The organism is Pseudoduganella sp. R-43, assembly GCF_049913255.1.
GTDB lineage: Bacteria > Pseudomonadota > Gammaproteobacteria > Burkholderiales > Burkholderiaceae_D > Rugamonas.
Genome location: NZ_CP183988.1, coordinates 1,755,465 through 1,778,267, shown reverse-complemented (window position 1 = coordinate 1,778,267; position 22,803 = coordinate 1,755,465). Strand labels below are relative to the sequence as shown.

Below are 22,803 nucleotides of genomic sequence, written 5' to 3'. Positions count from 1 at the left end.
GCAAAAAAACAACGGCGCTTCACACGTTTGTGAGCGCCGTTGCAAGAGCAGTTAACACCCTTTTCACACTGTGGTTTCAGGGCTTCGCGTACTCCACGTTCAGGGCATCGAGCTCACGGCACATTTGGGAAAATGCAGCCTCGCATTGGGGCGGATCGCCTTTCACGCCAAGCTCGATATGGCGCCTGGTCTTCGCATCGCCCACGCTTGGCAGGCTGAAGACCTTGATGCGCGGCCAGGCTGCTTCCAGGGCCAGCATCAGCGGAGTAAGCGCTGCTTCCGCTGCCTCGTACACTAACACCGATCGCTCAGCGCGAGGCTCACGATTGAACAGGTCGGTGTAGTGCGTGTCGAGCACCCATTCGATCATCGGCCACGCCATGACCGGGAAGCCGGGCACGAAGTAATGTGTTCCATGCGCGAATCCGGCCACGTTGTTATACGGATTTGGAATAAGCGCAGCGCCTTGCGGGAATTCGGCCATCTGCAGGCGCTGCAGATTTTCCGCCGAAGCGAGATCGGCTACCTCGCCCTTCTCTTCAGCCACCTGGCGCACGCGCTGCTGGATGCTGTCTTTTGCGCCTTCGTGCAACACCAGCGGCAAGCTCAGTGCCGCAGCGGCGGCCTGCCGCGTATGGTCGTCCGGCGTGGCGCCGATGCCGCCGCAGGAGAACACGATATCGCCGCTGGCAAAGGTGCGCTTCAGGGTGGCGGTGATGCGCTCGCGGTCATCGCCCAGGAATTCGGCCCAGGACAGTTGCAAGCCGCGTGCCGCCAGCAGCTGCACCACTTTGGGGAAGTGCTGGTCGGTTCGCTTGCCGGAAAGGATTTCGTCGCCAATGATGATCAGTCCGATTCGCATAGGCTTTCCTCGAAGGGTTCATGGCGCAATTGCGCCAGCGCTTGCAGGCAATAATACTCAAACCACAGGCCGGTGAAGATGAAAATCACCACATACACCCAGATCGATGCGGCCAGCAGGATCGGGAAGAAGGCAATGGCAGCAGCCGCGCCGCCCACCCACACCAGTGCCGGCAGCGAGCCGGCCAGGCCGGACACCACGCCGATCGACATCAGCTGCCAGCGATGTTCGCGCTGCAGCTTGGACAGTTCTTCCGGGCTGGCATAGTCGGCCAGCGCGTCATAGCTCATCACGCGGCTGGTGAGCCAGCCCCACAGCAGCACCGTGGCCAGGCCGGCCAGCGGCGGGAAGATATACATCGGCAGGATGCACAGCCAGGCCACGACGAAGATGCCGAAGGCGCCCAGCGCCTTGACGACGCCGCCCAGTATCGAACCGCCCTGCTTCTTTTCCAGCTGCGGGAAATGGCGCCCGCCGACGTGGCGCACGATGAACGGCATGGCAGCCACGCCGATGAAGATCATGGCCGTCACGATCATCAGCGGCAGCAGCAGCAGCAGCGCAAACAGCGGCACCACGATCGAGCGCAAGCCGCCCAGGCCGATCGATTGCAGCCAGTCGCTGGTGACGCGGTAAACCTCGAATTCCACGAAGTGGCCGTGCAGCCAGTCCAGCAGCGGCTGCAGGCCAAGCCAGAGCAGCAATGCCCAGAGGGCGACTGACAAAATGAAAGGAACAATACTCAGCAATAAGATCTTGCCGTGGAACTGGGACAGCAGGGCCCTGCCATAAGCGTGGATAACAGCGCGCATTAACTCGGTTTCTTTCTCAAATATTCAAACATCCGCTTCAGGCCCAGCCATTGCTGGGCCCAGAAGCCGCGGCCGTAATCGCGGCCCGCCAACTGGTCACGCACGCCGGTTGCTTCGAAGCGCGGCGTGAAGTTAGCGGTGCGGAAAATAATGTCCCAGATCGGGAACAGCACGGCGAAATTACAACCACCCAGCGTGCCCTGGCCCTTCGATTCATGGCCAACGCCGATCGCGTGATGCATGCGGTGGTAGCGCGGCGACACCAGCAGCCGTTCGCCAATGCGGCCGAAGTGTATACGAACATTGGCGTGTTGTAAGCTTTGTACGATACGGGACAGCGATACGAGGAGCACGTACTGGCTTGGCGGCACGCCGATGGCCAGCGCCAGCACCGCCATAAAGACATCGTGCAGCAGGTCGTCCAGCAAATGATTGCGGTCGTCGCTCCACAGGTTCATGTTCTGCTGGCTGTGGTGCAGGCTGTGCAGGCCCCACCACCAGTTGAACTGGTGCTGGGCGCGGTGGAACCAGTAATCGAAAAAGTCCAGCACCAGCAGGTAGACGGCAAAGCTGGCCAGCGGGTGCATATTGGTGACCAGGTTTTCCAGGTTGAAGGGCTGCACGCCTTCCATGTGCAAGGCGCCGGAAATGGCGTCCATGACGGGATCGAGCGTAAAGAACAGCAGCAGCGGAATCAGGCCGATACGCTGCAGCACCGTGTAGATGAAGTCATTCCAGCGCGCGCGCTTGTCGCTGAACTGGTGCACCGGGATGGCCGCTTCCAGCGGGCGCAGCACCAGGTAGATCAGCAGCAGTTCGGCCATGCCGATCAGCAGCCATTCCGTGCCTTCGAAGGCTTCTTCGGTGATGTCGCCCATGCCGGAGTAATAGATCAGCGGCTGGATGGCGTTTTCAAACAGCCAGCCCTGGGCTTGGCCCAGGAGGTCCAGGAAGAATTGAATCATTTGCTGTAATCCGGGTGTTCTCTCAGGGTGGCGAAGCAGAAGCCTTTCTGCTTCAAGCCTTCAATCAGGGGTTCCAGGTTGGCCGGCGCCCATGGGTCCTTGCGCGACCAGATGCCCATGTGGGCCATGAAGATGTCGCCGTCGCGCAGGCCGTCCAGGGCGCGCTTCAGCAATTGCGCGTTGGAGGCGCGTTCCACCGGCAGTTCGTCGCCGGAGAAGCCGGCGGGCGTGGCCCATCCCGCATGCTGGTAGCCGCAGGCCTTGCCGGCAGCCAGGGTGCGCGGGCTGGTCTTGCCGCCGGGAGCGCGCCAGAACGGGTCCAGCGCCTTGCCGGTCAGTTCCTGGAAGCGCTGGTCGACGCGGCGCAACTCCGCGCAGTACTGTTGCGAAGTCCAGTCCTGCACCTTGCCGGCGCGGGCGCCGAATTGCGGCTTGACGCTGATCTTGCCGTTGCCGGCGTCGCGCACGTAATAGGTGTGGTCGAAGGTGTGGCTGCCGAAGGCATGGCCCTCGGCGACGCGGGCGCGCCAGTAGGCTTGCCAGGACGGGTCCAGGCTGTAGTCGCCCTTGACGGTCTTTTCGTTCGCCAGGAAGAAGGTGGCCTTGACGTTTTGCCGCGCCAGGACCGTCGCGATCAGGTGGGCCTGCGACTGGCTGCCGGTGTCGAAGGTGAGGTAGATCGTGCCGCGGCATGCCGGCGCGGGCGCCTGCGCGGCGGCCGACGCGCCGGTGGCCGCCGCAGCGGCCAGTCCCAGCACGCATGCCTGCAACCGCATTACATCCTCGCGGACGAGTTGGCGAAGAAGACGCCGTGCGGCGAGCGGCCGACCGGGATCATCTTGACGACCTTCTTCTGCTGCAGGTCGATCACTGCCACTTTTTTAATCCAGCGCAGCGTGGCCCACATGTATTTCTTGTCGGCCGTGATTTCCATGCAATCGGGGCCGCCGGGCACGTCGATGGTGCCGACGTTCTCCAGCGTCTTCTGGTCGATGATGTTGATGGTATTCGACACCCGGTTCGACACATAGGTGTAGCGGCCATCGCCCAGCGCGCGGAAGTTGTGGGTGCCGGCGCCGGCCTTGATGCGCTTGACGGTCTGGCGGGTGCGCCAGTCGATTACTTCGACGTAGTCGCTGCCCATGATCCCGACCAGCAGGTATTTATCGTCCGGCGTCATGGCGATACCGGCCGGCAGCTTGCCGACCGGGATAGTCCACAGCACGTTCTGCGTCTTCAGGTCGACCGCGCTGACCTGGTCGCTGCCCTGCTGGGTGACGAAGGCCGTGGTGCTTTTGGCATCGAAGGCGATATGGCTGGGCAGCTTGGGCAGCGGAATCCGCTTGGCCAGGGTCATTTCCTTGCCGTTATACGAATAGACATCGAGCCGGTGCAAGCGCAGCGAAGTCGCGACGAACCATTTCTGGTCCGGCGAAAAGCCGATCTGGTATGGATCGAGGATATCCTTGACGTGGCGCTGCACCTGGCCGGTCACAGGGTCCAGGAAGACCAGCTCATTGCCCACGGCGCTGGCGACGATCAGCGACTTGTTATCGGGCGTGGCCATCAGGTGGTGGGGCTCTTTCCCCACCGGGAAGGTCTGCAGGCTCTTGTAGCTTACCTGGTCCAGCAACTGGACCGTGGCATCGCGCGAATTGAGCACGACGACGACGTTTGCCTGGACAGGCTGCACGCCTGCCAGCAAACCACATAAAACTGCTGCGCTACGGATACTGCGGAACATGAAAACTCGCTTATTGGTTAAGCCAACCAGTATTTTACGGTCAAACGTCTTGTATCAAGTTATTGCCGACAACATTTAATGGGTATCGGCCGCGAATGGACTACAATCGCGGCCTAAGCCCCACATTTCTAAGGAATCCAAATGACTATCATCACTAACGCATCCGGCCTGCAATACGACGACATCAAGGTTGGCGATGGCGCGGAAGCAAAAGCTGGCCAGAACGTCACCGTCCATTACACCGGCTGGCTGCGCAACGACGACGGCAGCAAAGGCCCGAAATTCGATTCGTCCAAGGACCGCAATGATCCGTTCGAATTCGCCCTGGGTGCCGGCATGGTGATCCGCGGCTGGGATGAAGGCGTGCAAGGCATGAAGGTAGGCGGCACCCGCCAGCTGATCATCCCTGCTGAACTGGGCTATGGCTCGCGCGGCGCCGGCGGCGTGATTCCACCCAACGCCACCCTGATCTTCGACGTGGAACTGCTGGGCGTATAAGCCAGCCCTGCGACGGGAGGCCTAGCGCTGCCACTTGCGCTGCACGGCCTCCTGCTCCGCTTTTGCATCGAGCGGTTGGCCGGCAATACGCTGGTCGATCGCATCCAACACCTGCGTCGGCATGTCCGCCGCCGCCTGCCGGTATTCCCCCTGCTGGGCCTTGCCCTGGCTTTGCACCGCCAGCTGCACCTTCCATGCACCGCCCTGCTTGCAGGCCAGGCCCGACATATCCTGGGCCGTGGTGAAGCTGCGGCAGTAGCTGTTGTCCTGCGCCAGGAAGCTGGTGCCAATGCGCACCGGGCCGCCGCTGCCGGCCAGTTGCTGGTCCAGCGCCGTTGCCAGGCGGCCTTGCGCCACCAGCACGCCATCGCGGCTGGCCACCGTTTCGCCGCGGTCGATCGGCAGCATGCCGACGCCGTAATGGCCGGCCATCACGCCCACCATCAACATCGCCGCCAGCGCGCCCCACTCCGGCCATGACCAGCGCCGGCCACGAGTGGCCTTGCGGGCAGCCTGCTGCTCGGCCTCGCGCCGGGCGCGCACGGAATCGAGGCTGACCACCGTGGCCTGGCGCAGCGGCTGCGCCAGCCTTGGCGGCACCGCTTCCTCCGCCACCGGGGCAAAGGCGGCAAAGACGTCATTGCGCATGGCCTTGTGCTGGGCGACGCGGCGCGCCAGCGCGGCATCCTTGTGCATGGCTTCTTCCACTGCGCGGCGGGTGACTTCATCCAGCTCGCCGTCGGCATAGGCCATCAGGATTTCGTCGGAAAAACTCTTCATACTGTCCTCGCTTGTTCCGATAACATTTCTTGCAACGCGGTGCGGGCACGCGCCAGGCGGCTGGTCAGGGTGCCGACCGGAATATCCAGCACCTCGGCCGCCTCTTTATAAGGCAGCCCCTCCACCAGCACCAGGCCGACCACCAGCCGGTGCTCTTCGCTCAGCAGGCTGACGGCTTTTTGCACCGCCATGCGCTGCTGGTGCGCTTCGGCATAATCGTCGCCTACGTGCTCGCCTTCCTCCTCCGGCGCAAACAGTTCGCTGCGGCGGGTACGGGAACGCACTTCGTCGATCCAGGCATTTTTAATAATGCGGAACAACCAGCTATCCAGGCGGGTTCCCGGCTGGTAAGAGCTGCTGTGCAGGATGGCGCGCTCCACGGAGAGCTGGACCAGGTCGTCGGCATCCTCGCGGTGCCAGGCCAGGGTACGGGCGAAACGCCGCAGTCGCGGCAACAGTGTGGCGATTTCCTCGTGCAGGGCGCTATCGTTGTCCATCATATGAAGATAACGAACGGGATCGGGATTTTCTTCCCTCTCTCCGTCGTTAATACAGAATAGATACCGGTAGCTTATATTATCATCCGACCATGCCAACCTTGCGCCCGACTTATTCCCTGTTGCGTTCCTGCCGCTGCCTGCTGCTGGCCCTTGGCCTGCTGGCCGGCGCGGGGCCGGCGGCGGCGCAAATCGGCCTGCCTGGCTTGCCCCAGTTGCCCGGCGGCCTGCCATCCCGTCTTGGCGACAACGGCTTGCGCGACCGGCTGCGCGAAAAATTGCTGGACACGGCCGAACTGCCAGGCAAGGTGTCGCTGGACCAGCTCCGTGCGCTGAACATGCGCCAATTGCTGCAGCGGCATCCGGCGCAGCTTGAGCCGGATCCCGCCGGATTTCCTATTGTGCGCAAGGAAATCCTGGCCTGGTCGCCATCGGAGGCCGGACTTGCGGCAGCCGTCGCGGCCGGGCTGACGCTGACCGGCCGGCAGGAAATGCCGGAGGTCGGCCAGGTGCTGGTGACCTTGCGGGTGCCCGATGGCGTTGCCACGGCGGACGCGCTGGCCAGGCTGCGCGCCGCCGATCCTGATAGCAGCTACGATTTCAACCATGTGTATACAGGCGCCGGTGCGAACGATGCGCCAGATGCCGATCCGGCAGCGGCGCGAGACAATGCGGGCAGCTTGCCGCGTACCGCGCCAGCCCGCGCGGTTGGCGGCGATGTGCGCGTTGGCCTGGTGGACAGCGGCATCGATGGCAGCCACGAGGTTTTCGAGAACGCCCGCATCGTGCGCTGGGGCTGCGACGGAGCGGCCCGTCCTGCGCCCCATGGCACGGCGGTAGGCGCCCTGATGATCGGCAAGTCCGAGCGCTTCACCGGCGCGGCGCCGGGCGCGAAACTCTATGCAGCAGATATATATTGCGACCAGCCGACCGGCGGCTCCGCCAGCCAGATCGTACAGGCACTGGCCTGGCTGGCAAGGGAACAAGTCGGCGTCATTAATATCAGCCTGGTCGGCCCACCCAACCAGATGCTGGGCCGTGTGGTGCAGGCGATGGTGGCGCGCGGCCATTTGCTGGTGGCTGCGGTCGGTAACGACGGGCCTGCTGCACCTCCTTTATATCCGGCCAGCTACCCCGGCGTGGTCGGCGTGACGGGCATCGATCCGAAGCGCCGCCCGCTGCCGGAAGCTGCGCGCGGCCCGCAAGTGATGTTCGCCGCGCCAGGCAGCCAGATGGCCGCAGCTGCCATCGGCACGCCGCCGTATAAGCTTGTGCGCGGGACGAGTTTCGCCTCGCCCCTGGTGGCGGCGCTACTGGCGCCGCGCTTGCACTCGCCCTCCCCGGCGCAGGCCGCCGAAGCGCTTTCCGCCCTCGCCGCCGATGCCAGCGCAGCCGGCGACGGCACCGGCCGCGGCGTGGTTGCCGAAAACCTGCGCGTTCCCCCTTCAGCCTTCCGCTGAAAAGAATTTGAATTTTTTTTCCGGATGGATGGAAGAAATCCATTTCCCGGTTCGTTCTCTGTATGTACGCGGCGGATTTCCCGCAGCCAGACCAAGGAGAACTGATATGAAGACCAACATCGCAACCATCATCCGCGCTGCCTTTATCGCTGCTGCCAGCGCCGCATCCATCGCCCAGGCTGGCCCGCTCGGCGGCGCACTGGGGGGGAATATCGGCGGCGGTATCGGCGGTGCTTTTGGCGGCGGCATGGGCGCCATGCGCGGCGGAATGACCGGCGATATCGCCGGCAGCACCATGCGCGGCAATCGCGCCGGCGCGGATATCGCCGGCAATGCGGCAGGCAATGTCACCGCTACCGCTTCCCGCGCCGCAGCTGCGGATTCGGCGGCTAACAATGCCACCCAGCGCGGCCTGGACGCCAGCAGTGCGGCCAACGGCGCCGCCAACCTGACCGGCAACCTGTCGCGCAATGCTGGCGCGGCAGGCGGTAACGCAGACGGTGCAGCAAATGGCGCCGCTAATGGAGCGGCGAACGGCATCGCCGGCAGCCTGGCCGGTGGTGCCGGCGGCGCATCTGCGCTCGGCGGCCAGTTGACGCGCGGTGCTGGTACTGCCAGCGGCAGCGCCGACGGCGCGGCTAGCGGCGCGGCCAGTGGCGGCGCGAATGGTGCGGAAGGCGGCCTGGCTGGCGCAGCGGCAGGCGCATCCGCCCTCGGCGGCAAGGTGGCGCACCGTGCAGGTTCCGCAAACGGTGCAGTGGACGGCGCCGCATCGGGCACCGCAAACGGCACGGCAAACAAAGCATCCAGCAGCACCTCGAACGGCAACGCCAGCGGCAACGCAGGCGGCGCAGCAAACGGCGCGGCGAATGGTGCGGCGAATGGCCTGGCGGGTAGCCTGGCAGGCGGCGCAGCGGGCGCACATTCCCTGGGCGCTCAGGTCGCGCGTAATGCAGGTGCGGCCAGCGGCAACGCCGACGGCGCGGCAAGCGGTATCGCGAACGGCGCTTCCAACAGCACTGCCAATAACACCCCAAGCGGAACTTCGAACGGCGGCAAGTCCGGTTCGGCATCCGGCAGCGGCAACGGCGCGTCCGGCCTGGGCGCCAGCCTGGCGCGCGGCACAAGCATGGTGAGCGGCAGCGCAGACGGCGCGGCCAGCGGCAAGGCAGCGACGCCTTCCCGCCATGCCAACGCCGCGGCAAACGGCTCGGCCAACGGTTCCGCCAGCGCCAGCAAAAGCGCCCGCAGCGGTAGCCAAACCGCAGCGCAGCAATCGCCGAAAAGCGCTTCCGCAAACGGCGGTGTGAACGCCGGTTTCAGCGCCCAGGCAGGCAGGAACGCCGCCGTTGAAGGCTCCGCGCAATGACGCACCAGGCTGGGGCGGCGCGGCGGAAAAGCTTAAACTAGCTGAGGTTTTCGCCATAAACCGCCCCAGATTTCGTGGCGAGCCAGTCACTATATGGGCTTCTTCAAAAAACGGTACACACTTTTTTCAATTAATGTGCTAATCTGCGCGCTCCATTAACCAAGGAGGTAGTAATGAAAAAAGGCGAACTGATTGCAGAATTTGCGAAGCGTACCGAAATGTCCGGCGCAGCCGCTAACGACGCAATTAACACCCTGATCGCGATCGTTACCGAGCGTCTGAAAAAGGGCGACACCGTTGGCATCACCGGTTTCGGCACCTTCTCCGTCGCCAAGCGCGCTGCCCGTAAAGGCCGCAACCCGGCAACCGGCGAAGCGATCAAGATCGCTGCATCCAAGACCCCTAAGTTCTCGGCTGGCGCAACCCTGAAAGCCGCTGTGAACCCAACCAAGAAGAAGTAATTCTTCAGGCTTACCGCCAGAACGGCGGTTCAAGGCTGGCCCAAGCGGCTTGTCTTGAACCGCCGTTTTTATATGGTGCGCCGCACACGGCGCCCACGCCAGGAAAATTCATGCGCCTGATATTTGCCCTCGCCGCGGCACTGCTGCCGCTTTGCGCCCACGCCTTCAATCCGTCCGGCCTGTATTTCGAACACGACGCATGGGAACTGGCCTGCGACAACACCGGCGCCTGCCGTGCTGCCGGCTACGGCGGGAATCTCCAGAAAGACCAGGCAGCATCCATCCTGCTGACCAGGCAAGCCGGCCCTGGCCAGCAAGTCAGCGGACAAGTCATGCTGGGCCATTATGACGAAAGGGAAGCGATCGCGCACATGCCGGCAAAGTTCAAGCTTGAACTGTGGATCAACGACACGGCGACAGGTTCGCTGGAATTTGCCCGGGAAACGTTTGTGGCCGAGCTTTCACAGGCTCAGATCGCGGCGCTGCTGGCCGCATTGCCCCAGCATGCCACCGTTGAACTGAAGCGGGGAGACGAGCTATGGGGAGAGATATCCGACGCTGGCGCCACCGCAGTCCTGCTGAAGATGGACGAATACCAGGGACGGGTTGGCACGCCCGGCGCGGTGGTTCGCAAGGGTTCGCGGCCCGAATCAAGCGTCCCGCCGGCTGTCGCCAAGCCGAAGTTCCTGCCCGCGCCAACCGCCATGACGCAGCAGGCGGACTCCCGCTTCGTGGATCGCCATCGCAAGAACCTGGTGGCTGCCCTGCGCACCAGCGTGAAGCCGGACGATTGCGAAGAACTTTTTGACGACGAGATGTTGTACTCGCTGAAAGCGGTCAGGCTGACTTCCAATCAGATGCTGGTATCCATGCGCTGCTGGATAGCGGCCTATAACGCAGGAGCTGGCTACTGGGTCGTCAACGACAAGCCGCCGTTCCGGCCAGTCCTGGTGACCACGACCGGCAGCGACTACGCCTCCGGCAAGATCAGCGAGATGCACAAGGGACGTGGCCTCGGTGACTGCTGGACCTATAAAACCCTGCGCTGGAACGGCAAGCAATTTCAGCTCACCGCAGCATCCACGACCGGCATGTGCCAGGCGATCGCACCTGGCGGAACCTGGCACCTGCCAACCGTGGTGACCCAGGAGTAGCGAATTTGGAGCCTCCCCTCTAAGGCAGCGCAGGCTTTCTTTTGTATGATGGCGCTTCATAACTCCACTAAACCAAAGGTAGACACCATGAGCCTGCAAGAACAGTTTGACCAAGCGATGGCCGATTCCAAGAACCTGCCGGAACGCCCAGACAATATGACCCTGCTGAAGATCTACGCCCTGTTCAAGCAAGGCTCGGCAGGCGACGCCACCGGCGAGCGCCCTGGCATGACCGACTTCGTCAACCGCGCCAAGTTCGACGCATGGGCGGCACTGGCAGGCACCAGCCAGGACGACGCCAAGCAGCAGTACATCGACCTGATCGAAAGCTTGAAGTAATCCTCCCGCCTTGACGCCGCGCTTGTCAAAACCAGCGCGGCGCTGCACACTCCAGTATTTGCAAAATAATTAACAGTCAAATGCTGGACAACCACTCCAGGATCGCCGCGATTGCCCACATCGTCCTCGGCTTCCTTTCCTTGTTACTGGTGGCCTGCCTGGCCGTCTTCTTCCACGCCTTGGCGGAGATCGTACGCAATGCTCCGGGTGTCGTTGAATTCATCACGGGTGCGGGCACCATCATTCTTGGCCTGCTGGTTGCGCTTTGCCTGCTGCAAATCGGCTCAGCCATCGCTTACCTGAAGGGTTCGCGCGCCGCGCGCACGCCCCTGATCATCTTCAGCATTGTCGCCCTGTTCAACGTTCCAGTCGGCACCGTGACAGGCGGCTATTCCCTGTGGGCGCTGCTGCGCAAATGATGCGCGGCCAAGTTACTCCCGCCTCAGCGCCAGCGGGTAGCCAGGCCAGCCTGCGCCTGCCGGGCGCGTACTTCCATGACTGCTACCAGATCGTCTCACCGGACGCCAACGTCTCCGCGCTGGAGCTGTACTTGCACGTTGTGGAGCAGACTCCAGCTTGGGTAAACCGGCTCATGGCCTTGCGCAACTGGCTGGCCGGCCTGGCCGGGCTGAAAAACCTGGGCCACCTGGGCGCGCTGCGCGCGGCCAAACCGGTAAGCGAATATCGTATCGGCGATCGCGTCGGCATCTTCTCCCTGCTTTACCTGTCGCAGGATGAAGTGCTGCTGGGCGACTCGGACAAGCACCTGAACGTGGTGCTATCCGTCTGCAAAGCGCCGCAAGGTGCGGTCAGCGTGACCACTGTCGTCCATGTGCACAATTGGCTGGGGCGCTTGTACATGTTGCCGGTCACGCCTCTGCACAAGATAATTGTCAGGACAATGCTGAAGAGGACAGCCTTGGCGACGTTCGCGCATCGCTGTCGGTAGCACACGCCGCCAATGTGCAAGCAGGCGCGCGAGCTCGCCACCTCTTCCACCTGCATGCTAGAGTTGCGCTTTTTATAAGCCAATCCCGACGCATGACACTTCTTTTCCGCCGCGCGACAACTGCCGATATTCCCGCCATGAGTGCGATCAGGCTGGCCGTGCGCGAAAACGCACTTTCCAATCCGGCTCGCGTTACGCAACAGATGTATGAAGATTACCTGGATCGCCTTGGCCAGGGCTGGGTGTGCGAACGCGAAGGAGCAGTAATCGGCTTTTCTTACGCTGCGCGCGAAGACAACTCGATCTGGGCACTATTCGTTGAGCCGGCATTTGAAGGATTGGGCGCGGGCAAGCGCTTGCTGCAACTGGCGACGCAATGGCTGTTTGCCAGCGGCGCCCAATCCATCAAACTCTCCACTGCGGCCGACACGCGCGCCGATCGCTTCTATCTGGCCCAAGGCTGGCAGCGCGGTGAGATCAGCAATGGCGTCGATGTGCACTACCGGCTCGAGCGAGCGACGACGATTCGCCTTGCCGAACCGCGCGACCTTGATTCAATGTGGAGCATTTTCCAGCCGCTGCTGGCAGGCGGCGACGCATTCCCGTTTGGCCAGGGATTTGAGAAATCCACCTTCCAGTTGCACTGGTTCGGCAGCCACCCGGCCTATGTTGCCTGCGCGGGAGACGTCATTCTCGGCATGTACAAAATGGGCGCCAACAATCCCGACCACGGAGCCCACGTCGCCAGCGCCACCTACGCCGTCGCCGCACCGGCGCATGGGAATGGCATCGGCCGCGCGCTGGTCGAACACAGCCTGGCACAGGCGCGTCGCGAAGGCTTCCTCGCCATGCAGTTCAATTACGTCGTCAGTACCAACGCCGCGGCGTTGGCGCTGTATCGCAAGCTTGGCTTCAACATCGCCGGCATCTTGCCGCAAGCTTTCCGTCATCGCGAACTTGGACTGGTCGACGCCTACGTTTTACATCGATTCCTTGAAGAAGAATGAAGAAGTTAATGTTCCTGCTGCTTTGCTTGATGCTGCCTTCAGCGTGGGCCGAATCAAACACTTCGGCGCTGGTCAAGGAGATAAATGCAAGCAAGGACTGGGCAGGCGATCTCGCAAGATGCCCTGCCGACCTGATGCCTGCAACCAGCCAGCCAGACTACAACCACGGCGTCAAAGCGCAATGCGAGACCGCGTCCAGCCAGCCGGCATGCATGGCTGCTTGCAAGGCCGGCAAAGGCGAATATTGTTATTGGTTAGGGGTTGCGCTGCAAGCATCGGAGCAGGATGATCGCGCGTCGGACATTCTGTTCCAGCGATCCTGCAAATTAGGCGTGGCATCCCCACCAACCGTGCAGCCACCTTGATGCCGGAACGTCCAGCGAAGGTGGACGCGCAAAGCTGCCCTGCGCGCACGTTCGAGCGAACTTGTGCGGCAAACGACCCATGGGGCTGTTCGATGTACGGGTTTATCCTTGGCGGGGACAAGAGCAATCCGCGCAACAGGCAGAAAGCCCTCGAAGCGCTCAAGAAATCGTGCAAGTTTGGCGAGGAAGATCCAGCCTGCCGAGCCGCCCTAGCGATGAGAAAGGACCTGGAACGATGAAGAAGCAAGCGCCTGCTGCACATCGAGCAGCGCATGGCAGGCAGCGGCAAGCATGAGCCAGGCAGGCAGGAACTGGAGCGTGCTGCGGTGGCGATGAGCGAGACGGTGGGCCAACCCACCAGGGCCGCTTAGGCCGGAGCGAATACCGCGCGCATCTTCTCGGCCACCTTGCCTTCGATGGCGCTCTTGAAGGCACCCATCAGGAAGCCGAGCTTGATATTCATATGGGCTGCGCTGTCGGCCAGGGTCAGCGTGCCCTCCACGCCGCTGCGGCCGAACTTCAGGGTATCGCCGTGCCATTGGCAGGCCAGGTCGAATTCCTTGGCGATACGTTGTGCGACTTGTTCTGCTGCTGCGCGCGCTTGCGCAGGTTCCAGGCTGTGGGCCTGGGTGATGTTGATATCGGCCATACTCTGCTAATCAAAAAGCACAAAAGGCGCTATTTTAACGCACGCACCTTTGTGCTGGATCAAAGGGCGATGCCACAGACAGGGTAACCATGGTCATTCAACCGCCCTTGGGAGAGTGATCATGGATGAGAATATGTGCATGACTTTGCCTGTCAGCTTTGTGCCGACACCATCCGCCCTGTACCGCGCACACCGTAAGTCGGCGCAACTGCTACAGCAGCCCAGCCTGCCACGCCTGAAAGATACCGCGTTGCCAACGCGTCCCGCCGCCGCACCGCCCGCTGGCGCCCGCGTGCTGATCTGGAAGCAGGACCCTTCCGTCAGCGAACTCGGCACCCGCAAGATTTTCCTGCCCGGCGTGATCCTGGAAGGTCCGCGCGACGCCCGCATCACGTACGGCCAGCCCGGCATTGCCCCGGTCAGCCCGAATGCTTTCGGCGACTTCATCATGGCGCCGGACACCGACCAGTTCGATGCCGTGCATGCCTTTGCCGTGGTGCGCTCGACCCTGACCATGTACCAGCGCGTGCTATCGCGTGCCGACACAAGCGCGCCCCTGCCCTGGGCTTGGAACAGCGGCAGCAACACCGATCCGCTGCAGGTGTTCCCGCATGGGCTGCCGAATGTAATGAACGCCTATTACAGCCGCAGCGACCGCGCGCTGAAATTCGGCGACTTCGTGCCGACCGGCGCCGCCGGGCGCGTGTTCACCTGCCGCTCCTTCGATATCGTCTCGCACGAGACCGGCCACGCCGTGCTGGACGGGCTGAAACCACAATGGATACTGAACAGCGCGCCGCCGCAAACCGGCGGCCTGCATGAATCCTTCGGCGACCTGACGGCGATCTTCCTGGCGCTGTCCCAGCTCGACCAGGTGGAAGCGGTGATCGCGCAAACCAAGGCTGACCTGCACGACAAGACCTTCCTGGCCGATATGGCGGAACAGTTCGGCCTCGCACTCGGCCGTCCGAACGGCCTGCGCAATGCCGACAACGACCTCAAGCTGTCCGAAACCGGCAATGAAGTGCACGCGATCTCCCAGGTGTTCACCGGCGCCATCTATGACATCCTGGCCGACATCTTCTCGTTCGAACGCGCCCCGGGCCTGCGCGACGATGCAGCCTGCCTGCACGGCGTGGCAGGCTACCTGTGCAGCCTGGTGCTGCGCGCCCTGGTCGCAGCACCCGACGCCAACGCCAAGTATGCCGACGTGGTCAACCAGATGCTGCGCATTGCGCAGGAAGACGGCAAGCCTGTCGACTACGCCAACTTCATCCGCAACCGCTTCGCCCTGCGCGAGGTGGTGGTCTCGCCCGTGCCGCTGACCGAGGACCAGCCGCAAAACCTGGAACTGCCGGCCATGGTGGAAGACGCCCCCGACGCGCGCCAGGACCGCCGCGCCTGCTGCGGTACCATGAACCATGCCGAATACTTCGACCTGGAAGGCGTGCTCGATGCCGAGCGCCAGGCTTTAGCGGCCTGGTGCAAAAATTACAGTACCCGCCATGGAGAATTGACCGTCGAAAAATGAAGATCACCGCGACCGGTGGAGGCGGCTTCGCCGGCCTCAGCCAGCACTTCGAAGTTGACACGGATGCAAGTCCAGTCGGTTCGGCGCTGGAGGCGGCCCTCGCCTCCAGTGGTTTTTTCGCGTCCGCAGAAAATTTTTCGCCCCCGCTTGGCGCCGATCTGGGGCACTGGACTATCACAGCCGACGATGGCCGTCGACGACATAGCTTAAGCTTTGTCGAGACTGGCGCGCCGCCCTGGCAAAATCTGCTCGATTTGATCCGTTCCGCTGCCTGAAAGCAAGACTGTTAGAGTCACGCCACGAATTTGCTTATTTAGATTGTATCTAAGCCCGAATTGTGAGAAATAGCGGATTGCCTTAAAATACAGTGCTTTGCTGAGCTTTTTCCAGCGCTCCAACATAGATAGGACTGTTATGACCCACGTTGTCACCGAATCCTGCATCGCCTGCCGCTATACCGATTGCGTCGATGTTTGCCCGGTAGATTGCTTCCGCGAAGGCCCGAACTTCCTGGCCATTGACCCAGACGAGTGCATCGACTGCGCCGTGTGCGTGGCCGAATGCCCGGTCAACGCCATCTTCGCTGAGGAAGACGTGCCGTCCGACCAGCAGCAATACATCAAGATCAATGCTGACTTGTCGCGCAACTGGCCTTCGATCACCAAGACCAAGCCTGCCCTGCCGGAAGCCGAGCAGTTCAAGGACGTCAAGGAAAAGGCCCACTTGCTGAAGCGCTAAACGCTTCCAGCAGCCTGTTATTCACCGTGCAACACCGCGCCTGACGCGGTGTTCGCTTATTCAGATGGAATGAGAATCATTATGAATGTCGTCAGCACCCCACCAGGCGGTCTCCACGAGACCGATGCAGTCATCATCGGCGCCGGCCCGGTCGGCCTGTTCCAGGTCTTCGAACTCGGCCTGCTGGAGATCAAAGCCCACGTGATTGACTCGCTGAGCGCCGTTGGCGGCCAGTGCGTGGAACTGTATCCGGACAAGCCGATCTACGACATTCCAGCCGTTCCATCCTGCACCGGCCAGGAACTGACTGACGGCCTGCTGAAGCAGATCGAGCCGTTCGGCGCGACCTACCACCTGGGCCAGGAAGTGACTGTCGTGCAAAAGCGCGAAGACGGCCGCTTCGACGTCGAGACCTCGCTGGGCACCAAGTTCATCACCAAGACCATCTTCATCGCTGCCGGCGTGGGTTCGTTCCAGCCGCGCACCATGAAGGTGGACGGCATCGACGCCTTCGAAGGCTCGCAGCTGTTCTACCGCGTGAAAAACCCGGCCATGTTCGAAGGCAAGAACCTGGTCATCTGCGGCGGCGGCGACTCCGCGCTGGACTGGGCGTTGAACTTCGTCGGCAAGGCCGAGTCCGTAGTGCTGCTGCACCGCCGTGAAGACTTCCGCGCTGCCCCGGCTTCCGTGGCGAAGATGAAGCAGCTGTGCGAAGAGTACGAGATGCAGCTGATCATCGGCCAGGTGTCGGGCATCGAAACCAAGGATGACAAGCTGTCTGAACTGCGCGTAACCGGCGCCGACGGCGTGACCCGCCGTGTGCCGCTGGACATGCTGCTGGTATTCTACGGCCTGTCGCCAAAGCTGGGCCCGATCGCCGAGTGGGGCCTGGATATCGAGCGCAAGCAGCTGAAAGTGGTGTCGACCGAGAAGTTCGAAACCAATGTGCCGGGCATCTTCGCCGTGGGCGACATCAACACCTACCCAGGCAAGAAAAAGCTGATCCTGTCGGGCTTCCACGAAGCCGCGCTGGCCGCTTTCGGCGCTGCACCATATATCTTCCCGGACAAGAAGATCCACATGCAGTACACCACCACGTCGCCAAAACTGCACAAGGTGCTGGGCGTGGAAACTCCGGTGTTCGACTGATCCGACCGGTTCTTCGGACGCATCCTACAAAAAAGCAGCGGAAACGCTGCTTTTTTTATTTCCCGCCTCGTATTATGTTGGAATCATGTTGTGTTAGCCGTTGTTTACGTACTTTCTGAGGGGTACTGCGGAATGCTGTAGGTCATGTATAAATGGCCTATAATTGGACCATCTTTGCGCATTGCCACAATTTTCGGCGGGACATACTATGCTTTACCAATTGCACGAAATGCAACGCTCGCTCCTGCATCCACTGATGCAGTGGGCTGAAGCCTCGTCCAAGCTGTTCACCAATCCTGTCTCGCCGTTTGCGCACACACCGTTCTCACAGCGTATCGCAGCGGGCTACGAATTGATGTACCGCCTGGGCAAGGAATACGAGAAGCCGGAGTTCGGCATCAAGCAGGCTGTGGTCAATGGCAAGCAAGTCCACATCGATGAACGCGTCGTGGAAAACAAGCCCTTCTGCAAATTGCTCCACTTCCGCAAGGACTTGAGCGAGAAGGAGTTCAAGGCCCTCAAGCAGCCGACCGTGCTGCTGGTGGCGCCGCTGTCCGGCCACCACGCGACGCTGCTGCGCGATACCGTGCAGGCGCTGCTGTCCGAACACGACGTATACATCACCGACTGGATCGACGCGCGCCTGGTGCCGCTGTCGGAAGGCCCGTTCCACCTGAACGACTATGTGAAATATGTGCAGGAATTCATCCGCCTGCTCGGCCCTGACCTGCATGTCATTTCCGTCTGCCAGCCTACCGTGCCCGTCATGGCGGCCATCTCCCTGATGGCGACGGCCAAGGATCCAAAGCTGCCGAAGACCATGACCATGATGGGCGGCCCGATCGATCCGCGCAAGTCGCCGACCCAGGTCAACAACCTGGCAGTGGAAAAGAAGTTCTCGTGGTTCGAAAACACCGTGATCTATGCTGTGCCGCCGAACTATCCGGGCTTTGGCCGCAAGGTCTATCCCGGTTTCCTGCAGCACGCGGGCTTTATCGCCATGAACCCGGGCCGCCATGCGCAGTCGCATCGAGAGTTCTACATGCACCTGGTGCGCGGCGACGACGAACCGGCGGAAAGCCACCGCAAGTTCTACGACGAATACAATGCAGTGCTGGACATGCCGGCCGAGTACTACCTCGACACGATCAAGACCGTATTCCAGGAATTCCGCCTGCCGCAAGGGACCTGGGAAGTCGATGGCGTGTTCGTGCGTCCGCAGGACATCAAGAACGTAGCGCTGATGACGGTCGAAGGCGAACTGGATGATATTTCCGGCGCCGGCCAGACGCAGGCGGCGCACGACCTGTGCTCCGGCATTCCAGCCAATATGCAGGAAGACTTCGTAGTGCCGGGCGCCGGCCACTACGGCATCTTCTCCGGCCGCCGCTGGCGCGAGATGGTCTGCCCGCGGATCGCGGCGTTCATCAAGAAACACGGCTAAGGGCCTGCCCTTCAGCCGGCCGGGCCTGCGTGCCCGGCTTTTATTACCGTATACATTATACTTTTTTATATAATATGAAGATTGATCCCGTTGCTTTGCAGGCCGCTGCCGGTCGCGCGTCCGGATTGTTGAAGTCCCTGTCCAACCAGGACCGCCTGCTGCTGCTTTGCCAGCTGGTGCAAGGCGAGCATTCAGTCGGGGAGCTGGAAGCGGCAACCGGGATCTCGCAGCCGACCTTGTCGCAGCAATTGACCGTATTGCGCAACGGCGAGCTGGTTGCCACGCGGCGCGAAGGCAAGCAGATTTTCTACAGCATCGCCAGCGCGGAAGCGATGGCCGTGCTGCAGGTGCTGTACAAACTTTACTGTCCCAAGGAGTGATGCAAATGAGTGCTTACTACGCGCCGCTGGCAGGCGGCATCTTGATCGGGCTGGCGACAGCGATGCTGTTGCTGGTCAACGGCCGGATTGCCGGCATCAGCGGAATCGTGGGAGGCTTGCTGTCGCGCGCCTTCCCTGGCCAGGCCACGGAAGGCGATGCGGCCTGGCGTTTCGCTTTCCTCGGCGGCCTGGTGGCCGCACCGCTAGTGTATGGCGCCCTCGCCGCATTGCCATCCGTGCAGGTCGATGCGGGCACGCTCACATTGGCCGCCGCCGGCTTGCTGGTCGGTGTGGGGACGCGTTATGGCTCCGGCTGCACCAGCGGCCACGGCGTGTGCGGACTATCGCGGCTGTCGCCCCGTTCGCTGGTTGCCACGCTGTGCTTCATGGCAGCCGGCTTTGCGACAGTTGCCGTCGTAAGGAGCTTCGCATGAACGCGCTGGCTTCCATGCTGGCCGGCCTTCTGTTCGGGATTGGCCTGATCGTTTCAGGCATGACCAACCCGGCCAAAATCATCGGCTTCCTCGACCTGTTCGGGAAATGGGACCCATCGCTGGCCTTCGTGATGGGCGGCGCCCTGCTGGTTGGCACCATCGCGTTTCGCTTCGCCAGCAAGCGCCAGCGCGCACTGCTTGGCAACCCGATGAACATTCCCACCAAACGCGACATCGACCGCCGCCTGGTGCTGGGCAATCTTGGCTTCGGCATCGGCTGGGGACTGGCCGGCTACTGTCCTGGTCCGGCAGTCGCATCGCTGGCGACAGGCGGCAGCAAGCCATGGATTTTTTTCATTGCGATGCTTGGCGGGATGGCGCTATTCGAAATTGTCGAAAGGCGAGCAGGAAGGCCAAGCTAACAAGCTTTGAGGCAGGTCAATTGGCTGTCGGGCGGTCGGTGTCGAGGCGGCGCAGGTAGTCGCGTTCGAATTTGCGGTCACGATGCCGATGCTCTCCTCGCGCAGCTCACGGAGCGTGGAGACGTTGACCGGTAAGAAGCGGCATGTTCCACACAAGTTTATACGAAGCAACTTCCGCAAAGCCCGCGCAGATATTGGATAATAGCGCTTTAACGTTCCGCTTTTCGCCGTGACTGATCCGAAAACCCTGGCCGACCGCATCGAGGACGTGCTGCCGCAAACCCAGTGCACGAAGTGCAGCTACAAGGGCTGCCGACCGTATGCAGAAGCGATTGCGTCCGGTGAAGCGAACATCAACCAATGCCCGCCTGGCGGCGCCGAAGGCATCCGCCGCTTATCCAGCGTGACCGGGCGCCCCGTCATTCCGCTGAATCCCGTCAATGGTTTCGAGCGCCCGCGCGCGGTGGCCTTCATCGACGAATCGCTATGCATTGGCTGCACGCTGTGCATCCAGGCCTGCCCGGTCGACGCCATCATGGGCGCGGCCAAGCAGATGCATACCATCATCCCGGAACAGTGCACCGGCTGCGACCTGTGCGTGCCGGCCTGCCCGGTCGACTGCATCGTGATGTACCCGGTGACCGAAACCACCGGCTGGGATGCCTGGACCCAACCGCAGGCCGACGAGGCGCGCGATCGCCACGACTTCCGCCTGGCGCGCCTGATCCGCGAGCGCGAAGAAAACGATGCGCGCCTTGCCGCCAAGGCCCACGCGAAAGCCGCTGCCGTGGAACGCCTGACGCCGGAAAATGAAGCCGAGCTGGCGGAAAAGGAACGCAAGCGCCAGATCATCGCCGCCGCCATGGAGCGCGCCCACCAGCGCGCCGAAGCCGACAAGAATAAATGAACAACGCCAAACGCCAACAGATCTTTGAACGCCTGCGCGAGGCGAATCCCAATCCCGAAACCGAACTGGAATACACGACGCCGTTCGAGCTGCTGATCGCCGTGCTGCTATCAGCGCAGGCGACCGATGTAGGCGTGAACAAGGCCACGCGCAAGCTCTATCCGGTGGCGAACACACCGCAGGCGATCCTGGACCTGGGCCTCGACGAACTCACCGAATACATCCGCACCATTGGCCTGTACAAGACCAAGGCGAAGAACGTGATTGCGACCTGCCAGATCCTGGTGGACCAATACGGCGGCGAAGTACCGCAGACACGCGAAGAACTGGAGCAATTACCGGGCGTAGGCCGCAAGACCGCCAACGTGGTGCTGAATACCGCCTTCCGGCAGGTAGCAATGGCGGTCGACACGCATATCTTCCGCGTCTCCAACCGCACCGGCATCGCGCCGGGCAAGAACGTCGACATCGTCGAGCAGAAGCTGATGAAGTTCGTGCCGAAAGAATTCCTGATGGATGCGCACCACTGGCTGATCCTGCACGGCCGCTACACCTGTGTCGCGCGCAAGCCCAAGTGCTGGAACTGCATCATCGCCGACCTATGCGAATTCAAGGGCAAGACGCCCGCCCCCGCCAACGCCTGAAAACCGGAACTTCGGTGTCCGACCCGCAGGGTCAGACACCTGGCCAGCGGCCGCCGCGGGTTAGTGTCAGACCCCGCGGGTCTGACACTGATTTACCGGTTTAGAGTAAAACCATATTGTCGCGGTGGATCAGCTCATGTCCTTCGACATAGCCGAGGATGGCTTCGATCTCGGCGGAGGGCTTGCGCTTGATGCGGCGGGTTTCAGCACTGGTGTAATTGCTGATGCCGCGCGCGATGGCGTGACCGTCCTCGCCGATGCAGGTGACGACCGCGCCTCGGCCGAATTCACCGTGTACTTCTGTCACGCCAATCGGCAGCAGGGATTTACCCTCTTTCACCAGCTTTTGTACGGCACCGGCATCCAGCACAACCTGGCCTGCGGTGTGCAGGTGGTCTGCCATCCACTGCTTGCGCGCCGTCAGGTGGCCGGTCTGCGCGGACAATTCGGTGCCGATATTCTCGCCTGCAGCCAGGCGGGTCAGCACATCTGCTTCGCGGCCAAAGGCGATCACGGTATGGGCGCCGGACTTGGCCGCACGCTTGGCGGCCAGGATTTTGGTCAGCATGCCGCCGCGTCCCAGCGCGGAGCCGGCGCCGCCCGCCATCGCTTCCAGCGCAGGGTCGCCGGCGCGGCCATGTGTGATGAGGTAGGCCGCCGGGTCCTTACGCGGGTCGGCGCTGAACAGGCCGCGCTGGTCGGTCAGGATGATCAGCGCGTCGGCTTCGATCAGGTTTGCCACCAGCGCGCCGAGCGTGTCGTTGTCGCCGAACTTGATTTCATCGGTGACGACGGTGTCGTTCTCGTTGATGATCGGGACCACGCCCAGGCGCAGCAAGGTGGTCAGCGTGGAGCGCGCGTTCAGGTAGCGTTCGCGGTCGGCCAGGTCGGCGTGGGTCAGCAGCACCTGGGCAGTGCCGATGCTGTGCTCGCGGAAGCTGGTTTCATAAATCTGCGCGAGGCCCATCTGGCCCACGGCGGCGCATGCCTGCAGTTCGTGTATGTCCGTCGGTCGCTTTTCGAAGCCCAGGCGCAGCATGCCTTCTGCTACGGCGCCGGAGCTGACCAGCACGACTTCCTTGCCCAGCGCACGCAGGGCGGAAATCTGTGAGGCCCAGCGGGCGATAGCGGCATGATCGAGCCCGCGGCCGTCATTGGTGACGAGCGAGGAGCCCACTTTGATGATGATGCGGGTGGAGTTCTGGATAAGCGAATTCATAGGACGGCAAAAGTCTGATCAAAC

General features: G+C 62.3%; 29 protein-coding genes. 20 read left to right on the top strand and 9 right to left on the bottom strand.

The window, feature by feature from the left end:
• Positions 1–76: 76 nt before the first annotated feature.
• The 5 genes from ACN9M3_RS08345 to ACN9M3_RS08325 are packed head-to-tail and all read right to left on the bottom strand — an operon-like array spanning position 77 to position 4,383.
• A complete protein-coding gene (locus ACN9M3_RS08345) occupies positions 77–862 on the bottom strand; it encodes a competence/damage-inducible protein A (protein ID WP_426321730.1) in 786 nt (261 codons plus the stop codon).
• Positions 847–1,674 (bottom strand): EI24 domain-containing protein, encoded by an 828-nt coding sequence (locus tag ACN9M3_RS08340; RefSeq protein WP_426169726.1) that lies wholly within the window; start codon positions 1,672–1,674, stop codon positions 847–849. Before ACN9M3_RS08340 ends, ACN9M3_RS08345 begins: the two co-directional genes overlap by 16 nt.
• Positions 1,674–2,639 carry a sterol desaturase family protein gene (locus ACN9M3_RS08335; protein WP_426169723.1) on the bottom strand — a complete coding sequence of 322 codons (966 nt, stop codon included), beginning with the start codon at positions 2,637–2,639 and terminating at the stop codon, positions 1,674–1,676. Before ACN9M3_RS08335 ends, ACN9M3_RS08340 begins: the two co-directional genes overlap by 1 nt.
• Positions 2,636–3,415 (bottom strand): polysaccharide deacetylase family protein, encoded by a 780-nt coding sequence (locus ACN9M3_RS08330; protein ID WP_426321728.1) that lies wholly within the window; start codon positions 3,413–3,415, stop codon positions 2,636–2,638. The genes ACN9M3_RS08335 and ACN9M3_RS08330 overlap by 4 nt, the downstream gene beginning before the upstream one ends.
• On the bottom strand, positions 3,415–4,383 hold the full coding sequence (locus ACN9M3_RS08325) for a cytochrome D1 domain-containing protein (protein WP_426169718.1): 969 nt from the start codon (positions 4,381–4,383) through the stop codon (positions 3,415–3,417). Before ACN9M3_RS08325 ends, ACN9M3_RS08330 begins: the two co-directional genes overlap by 1 nt.
• Before the next feature lie 141 nt (positions 4,384–4,524).
• Between ACN9M3_RS08325 and ACN9M3_RS08320 the strand changes: the two genes are divergently transcribed.
• On the top strand, positions 4,525–4,881 hold the full coding sequence (locus tag ACN9M3_RS08320; RefSeq protein WP_057261771.1) for an FKBP-type peptidyl-prolyl cis-trans isomerase: 357 nt from the start codon (positions 4,525–4,527) through the stop codon (positions 4,879–4,881).
• A gap of 21 nt (positions 4,882–4,902) precedes the next feature.
• Here the strand turns inward: ACN9M3_RS08320 and ACN9M3_RS08315 are convergent, their stop codons facing one another.
• Together ACN9M3_RS08315 and ACN9M3_RS08310 are read right to left on the bottom strand one after the other, a co-directional pair.
• Positions 4,903–5,661, bottom strand: coding sequence for an anti-sigma factor family protein (locus ACN9M3_RS08315; protein ID WP_426169715.1), 759 nt, complete (start codon positions 5,659–5,661; stop codon positions 4,903–4,905).
• A complete protein-coding gene (locus tag ACN9M3_RS08310; RefSeq protein WP_130315233.1) occupies positions 5,658–6,161 on the bottom strand; it encodes an RNA polymerase sigma factor in 504 nt (167 codons plus the stop codon). The genes ACN9M3_RS08315 and ACN9M3_RS08310 overlap by 4 nt, the downstream gene beginning before the upstream one ends.
• A gap of 89 nt (positions 6,162–6,250) precedes the next feature.
• Between ACN9M3_RS08310 and ACN9M3_RS08305 the strand changes: the two genes are divergently transcribed.
• The 9 genes from ACN9M3_RS08305 to ACN9M3_RS08265 all read left to right on the top strand — a co-directional run bounded on the left by ACN9M3_RS08305 (position 6,251) and on the right by ACN9M3_RS08265 (position 13,262).
• Positions 6,251–7,618, top strand: a complete 1,368-nt coding sequence (locus tag ACN9M3_RS08305) for a S8 family serine peptidase (protein WP_426321725.1) — start codon at positions 6,251–6,253, stop codon at positions 7,616–7,618.
• A gap of 106 nt (positions 7,619–7,724) precedes the next feature.
• Positions 7,725–8,987, top strand: coding sequence for a hypothetical protein (locus ACN9M3_RS08300; RefSeq protein ID WP_426321723.1), 1,263 nt, complete (start codon positions 7,725–7,727; stop codon positions 8,985–8,987).
• A gap of 173 nt (positions 8,988–9,160) precedes the next feature.
• Positions 9,161–9,448 (top strand): HU family DNA-binding protein, encoded by a 288-nt coding sequence (locus ACN9M3_RS08295; RefSeq protein WP_057261775.1) that lies wholly within the window; start codon positions 9,161–9,163, stop codon positions 9,446–9,448.
• Positions 9,449–9,558: 110 nt separating this feature from the next.
• On the top strand, positions 9,559–10,602 hold the full coding sequence (locus ACN9M3_RS08290) for a DUF1176 domain-containing protein (protein WP_426321721.1): 1,044 nt from the start codon (positions 9,559–9,561) through the stop codon (positions 10,600–10,602).
• Between the two features lie 87 nt (positions 10,603–10,689).
• Positions 10,690–10,941, top strand: coding sequence for an acyl-CoA-binding protein (locus ACN9M3_RS08285; RefSeq protein WP_028100729.1), 252 nt, complete (start codon positions 10,690–10,692; stop codon positions 10,939–10,941).
• 80 nt (positions 10,942–11,021) lie between these two features.
• Positions 11,022–11,360 carry a hypothetical protein gene (locus ACN9M3_RS08280; RefSeq protein ID WP_426169701.1) on the top strand — a complete coding sequence of 113 codons (339 nt, stop codon included), beginning with the start codon at positions 11,022–11,024 and terminating at the stop codon, positions 11,358–11,360.
• Entirely contained in the window at positions 11,357–11,890 is a 534-nt protein-coding gene (locus tag ACN9M3_RS08275; protein WP_426169698.1) for a DUF2867 domain-containing protein, read from the top strand. Before ACN9M3_RS08280 ends, ACN9M3_RS08275 begins: the two co-directional genes overlap by 4 nt.
• A 92-nt stretch (positions 11,891–11,982) precedes the next feature.
• Complete coding sequence (locus ACN9M3_RS08270) at positions 11,983–12,897, top strand: GNAT family N-acetyltransferase (protein ID WP_426321718.1); 915 nt, start codon at positions 11,983–11,985, stop codon at positions 12,895–12,897.
• Positions 12,894–13,262, top strand: a complete 369-nt coding sequence (locus ACN9M3_RS08265; protein WP_426321716.1) for a hypothetical protein — start codon at positions 12,894–12,896, stop codon at positions 13,260–13,262. The genes ACN9M3_RS08270 and ACN9M3_RS08265 overlap by 4 nt, the downstream gene beginning before the upstream one ends.
• Before the next feature lie 367 nt (positions 13,263–13,629).
• On the opposite strand, the gene ACN9M3_RS08260 is transcribed toward ACN9M3_RS08265, so the two are convergent.
• Positions 13,630–13,911: a polyhydroxyalkanoic acid system family protein gene (locus tag ACN9M3_RS08260; protein WP_426169690.1), complete on the bottom strand. Its 282-nt coding sequence runs from the start codon at positions 13,909–13,911 to the stop codon at positions 13,630–13,632.
• 121 nt (positions 13,912–14,032) lie between these two features.
• On the opposite strand from ACN9M3_RS08260, the gene ACN9M3_RS08255 reads away from it, so the two are divergent.
• The 10 genes from ACN9M3_RS08255 (at position 14,033) to nth (ending at position 21,560) form a co-directional block, all read left to right on the top strand.
• Complete coding sequence (locus ACN9M3_RS08255) at positions 14,033–15,442, top strand: hypothetical protein (protein ID WP_426321714.1); 1,410 nt, start codon at positions 14,033–14,035, stop codon at positions 15,440–15,442.
• Positions 15,439–15,717 (top strand): protealysin inhibitor emfourin, encoded by a 279-nt coding sequence (locus tag ACN9M3_RS08250; RefSeq protein WP_426169685.1) that lies wholly within the window; start codon positions 15,439–15,441, stop codon positions 15,715–15,717. The genes ACN9M3_RS08255 and ACN9M3_RS08250 overlap by 4 nt, the downstream gene beginning before the upstream one ends.
• 139 nt (positions 15,718–15,856) lie before the next feature.
• On the top strand, positions 15,857–16,180 hold the full coding sequence (gene fdxA / locus ACN9M3_RS08245; protein WP_028100735.1) for a ferredoxin FdxA: 324 nt from the start codon (positions 15,857–15,859) through the stop codon (positions 16,178–16,180).
• An 81-nt stretch (positions 16,181–16,261) separates the two neighbouring features.
• Positions 16,262–17,329 (top strand): NAD(P)/FAD-dependent oxidoreductase, encoded by a 1,068-nt coding sequence (locus tag ACN9M3_RS08240; RefSeq protein ID WP_426321712.1) that lies wholly within the window; start codon positions 16,262–16,264, stop codon positions 17,327–17,329.
• Positions 17,330–17,537: 208 nt separating this feature from the next.
• Positions 17,538–18,773 (top strand): polyhydroxyalkanoate depolymerase, encoded by a 1,236-nt coding sequence (locus ACN9M3_RS08235; protein WP_426169680.1) that lies wholly within the window; start codon positions 17,538–17,540, stop codon positions 18,771–18,773.
• A 74-nt stretch (positions 18,774–18,847) separates the two neighbouring features.
• Positions 18,848–19,153, top strand: coding sequence for a metalloregulator ArsR/SmtB family transcription factor (locus ACN9M3_RS08230; protein WP_426169677.1), 306 nt, complete (start codon positions 18,848–18,850; stop codon positions 19,151–19,153).
• A 5-nt stretch (positions 19,154–19,158) separates the two neighbouring features.
• Positions 19,159–19,587, top strand: a complete 429-nt coding sequence (locus ACN9M3_RS08225; RefSeq protein WP_426321709.1) for a YeeE/YedE family protein — start codon at positions 19,159–19,161, stop codon at positions 19,585–19,587.
• Entirely contained in the window at positions 19,584–20,009 is a 426-nt protein-coding gene (locus ACN9M3_RS08220) for a YeeE/YedE family protein (protein WP_426169672.1), read from the top strand. Before ACN9M3_RS08225 ends, ACN9M3_RS08220 begins: the two co-directional genes overlap by 4 nt.
• A gap of 229 nt (positions 20,010–20,238) precedes the next feature.
• A complete protein-coding gene (gene rsxB / locus ACN9M3_RS08215) occupies positions 20,239–20,916 on the top strand; it encodes an electron transport complex subunit RsxB (RefSeq protein ID WP_426321707.1) in 678 nt (225 codons plus the stop codon).
• On the top strand, positions 20,913–21,560 hold the full coding sequence (gene nth / locus ACN9M3_RS08210) for an endonuclease III (protein WP_426169667.1): 648 nt from the start codon (positions 20,913–20,915) through the stop codon (positions 21,558–21,560). Before rsxB ends, nth begins: the two co-directional genes overlap by 4 nt.
• Before the next feature lie 100 nt (positions 21,561–21,660).
• Here nth and proB read toward each other — a convergent pair whose 3' ends face one another.
• Entirely contained in the window at positions 21,661–22,779 is a 1,119-nt protein-coding gene (proB, locus tag ACN9M3_RS08205; RefSeq protein ID WP_426321705.1) for a glutamate 5-kinase, read from the bottom strand.
• Positions 22,780–22,803 lie beyond the last annotated feature (24 nt).

Excerpts from the sequence above, each read along its gene's own strand:
- ACN9M3_RS08345 (WP_426321730.1), bottom strand. The coding sequence starts at position 862 with ATGCGAATCGGACTGATCATCATTGGCGACGAAATCCTTTCCGGCAAG.
- ACN9M3_RS08340 (WP_426169726.1), bottom strand. The coding sequence starts at position 1,674 with ATGCGCGCTGTTATCCACGCTTATGGCAGGGCCCTGCTGTCCCAGTTC.
- ACN9M3_RS08335 (WP_426169723.1), bottom strand. The coding sequence starts at position 2,639 with ATGATTCAATTCTTCCTGGACCTCCTGGGCCAAGCCCAGGGCTGGCTG.
- ACN9M3_RS08330 (WP_426321728.1), bottom strand. The coding sequence starts at position 3,415 with ATGCGGTTGCAGGCATGCGTGCTGGGACTGGCCGCTGCGGCGGCCACC.
- ACN9M3_RS08325 (WP_426169718.1), bottom strand. The coding sequence starts at position 4,383 with ATGTTCCGCAGTATCCGTAGCGCAGCAGTTTTATGTGGTTTGCTGGCA.
- ACN9M3_RS08320 (WP_057261771.1), top strand. The coding sequence starts at position 4,525 with ATGACTATCATCACTAACGCATCCGGCCTGCAATACGACGACATCAAG.
- ACN9M3_RS08315 (WP_426169715.1), bottom strand. The coding sequence starts at position 5,661 with ATGAAGAGTTTTTCCGACGAAATCCTGATGGCCTATGCCGACGGCGAG.
- ACN9M3_RS08310 (WP_130315233.1), bottom strand. The coding sequence starts at position 6,161 with ATGATGGACAACGATAGCGCCCTGCACGAGGAAATCGCCACACTGTTG.
- ACN9M3_RS08305 (WP_426321725.1), top strand. The coding sequence starts at position 6,251 with ATGCCAACCTTGCGCCCGACTTATTCCCTGTTGCGTTCCTGCCGCTGC.
- ACN9M3_RS08300 (WP_426321723.1), top strand. The coding sequence starts at position 7,725 with ATGAAGACCAACATCGCAACCATCATCCGCGCTGCCTTTATCGCTGCT.
- ACN9M3_RS08295 (WP_057261775.1), top strand. The coding sequence starts at position 9,161 with ATGAAAAAAGGCGAACTGATTGCAGAATTTGCGAAGCGTACCGAAATG.
- ACN9M3_RS08290 (WP_426321721.1), top strand. The coding sequence starts at position 9,559 with ATGCGCCTGATATTTGCCCTCGCCGCGGCACTGCTGCCGCTTTGCGCC.
- ACN9M3_RS08285 (WP_028100729.1), top strand. The coding sequence starts at position 10,690 with ATGAGCCTGCAAGAACAGTTTGACCAAGCGATGGCCGATTCCAAGAAC.
- ACN9M3_RS08280 (WP_426169701.1), top strand. The coding sequence starts at position 11,022 with ATGCTGGACAACCACTCCAGGATCGCCGCGATTGCCCACATCGTCCTC.
- ACN9M3_RS08275 (WP_426169698.1), top strand. The coding sequence starts at position 11,357 with ATGATGCGCGGCCAAGTTACTCCCGCCTCAGCGCCAGCGGGTAGCCAG.
- ACN9M3_RS08270 (WP_426321718.1), top strand. The coding sequence starts at position 11,983 with ATGACACTTCTTTTCCGCCGCGCGACAACTGCCGATATTCCCGCCATG.
- ACN9M3_RS08265 (WP_426321716.1), top strand. The coding sequence starts at position 12,894 with ATGAAGAAGTTAATGTTCCTGCTGCTTTGCTTGATGCTGCCTTCAGCG.
- ACN9M3_RS08260 (WP_426169690.1), bottom strand. The coding sequence starts at position 13,911 with ATGGCCGATATCAACATCACCCAGGCCCACAGCCTGGAACCTGCGCAA.
- ACN9M3_RS08255 (WP_426321714.1), top strand. The coding sequence starts at position 14,033 with ATGGATGAGAATATGTGCATGACTTTGCCTGTCAGCTTTGTGCCGACA.
- ACN9M3_RS08250 (WP_426169685.1), top strand. The coding sequence starts at position 15,439 with ATGAAGATCACCGCGACCGGTGGAGGCGGCTTCGCCGGCCTCAGCCAG.
- fdxA (WP_028100735.1), top strand. The coding sequence starts at position 15,857 with ATGACCCACGTTGTCACCGAATCCTGCATCGCCTGCCGCTATACCGAT.
- ACN9M3_RS08240 (WP_426321712.1), top strand. The coding sequence starts at position 16,262 with ATGAATGTCGTCAGCACCCCACCAGGCGGTCTCCACGAGACCGATGCA.
- ACN9M3_RS08235 (WP_426169680.1), top strand. The coding sequence starts at position 17,538 with ATGCTTTACCAATTGCACGAAATGCAACGCTCGCTCCTGCATCCACTG.
- ACN9M3_RS08230 (WP_426169677.1), top strand. The coding sequence starts at position 18,848 with ATGAAGATTGATCCCGTTGCTTTGCAGGCCGCTGCCGGTCGCGCGTCC.
- ACN9M3_RS08225 (WP_426321709.1), top strand. The coding sequence starts at position 19,159 with ATGAGTGCTTACTACGCGCCGCTGGCAGGCGGCATCTTGATCGGGCTG.
- ACN9M3_RS08220 (WP_426169672.1), top strand. The coding sequence starts at position 19,584 with ATGAACGCGCTGGCTTCCATGCTGGCCGGCCTTCTGTTCGGGATTGGC.
- nth (WP_426169667.1), top strand. The coding sequence starts at position 20,913 with ATGAACAACGCCAAACGCCAACAGATCTTTGAACGCCTGCGCGAGGCG.
- proB (WP_426321705.1), bottom strand. The coding sequence starts at position 22,779 with ATGAATTCGCTTATCCAGAACTCCACCCGCATCATCATCAAAGTGGGC.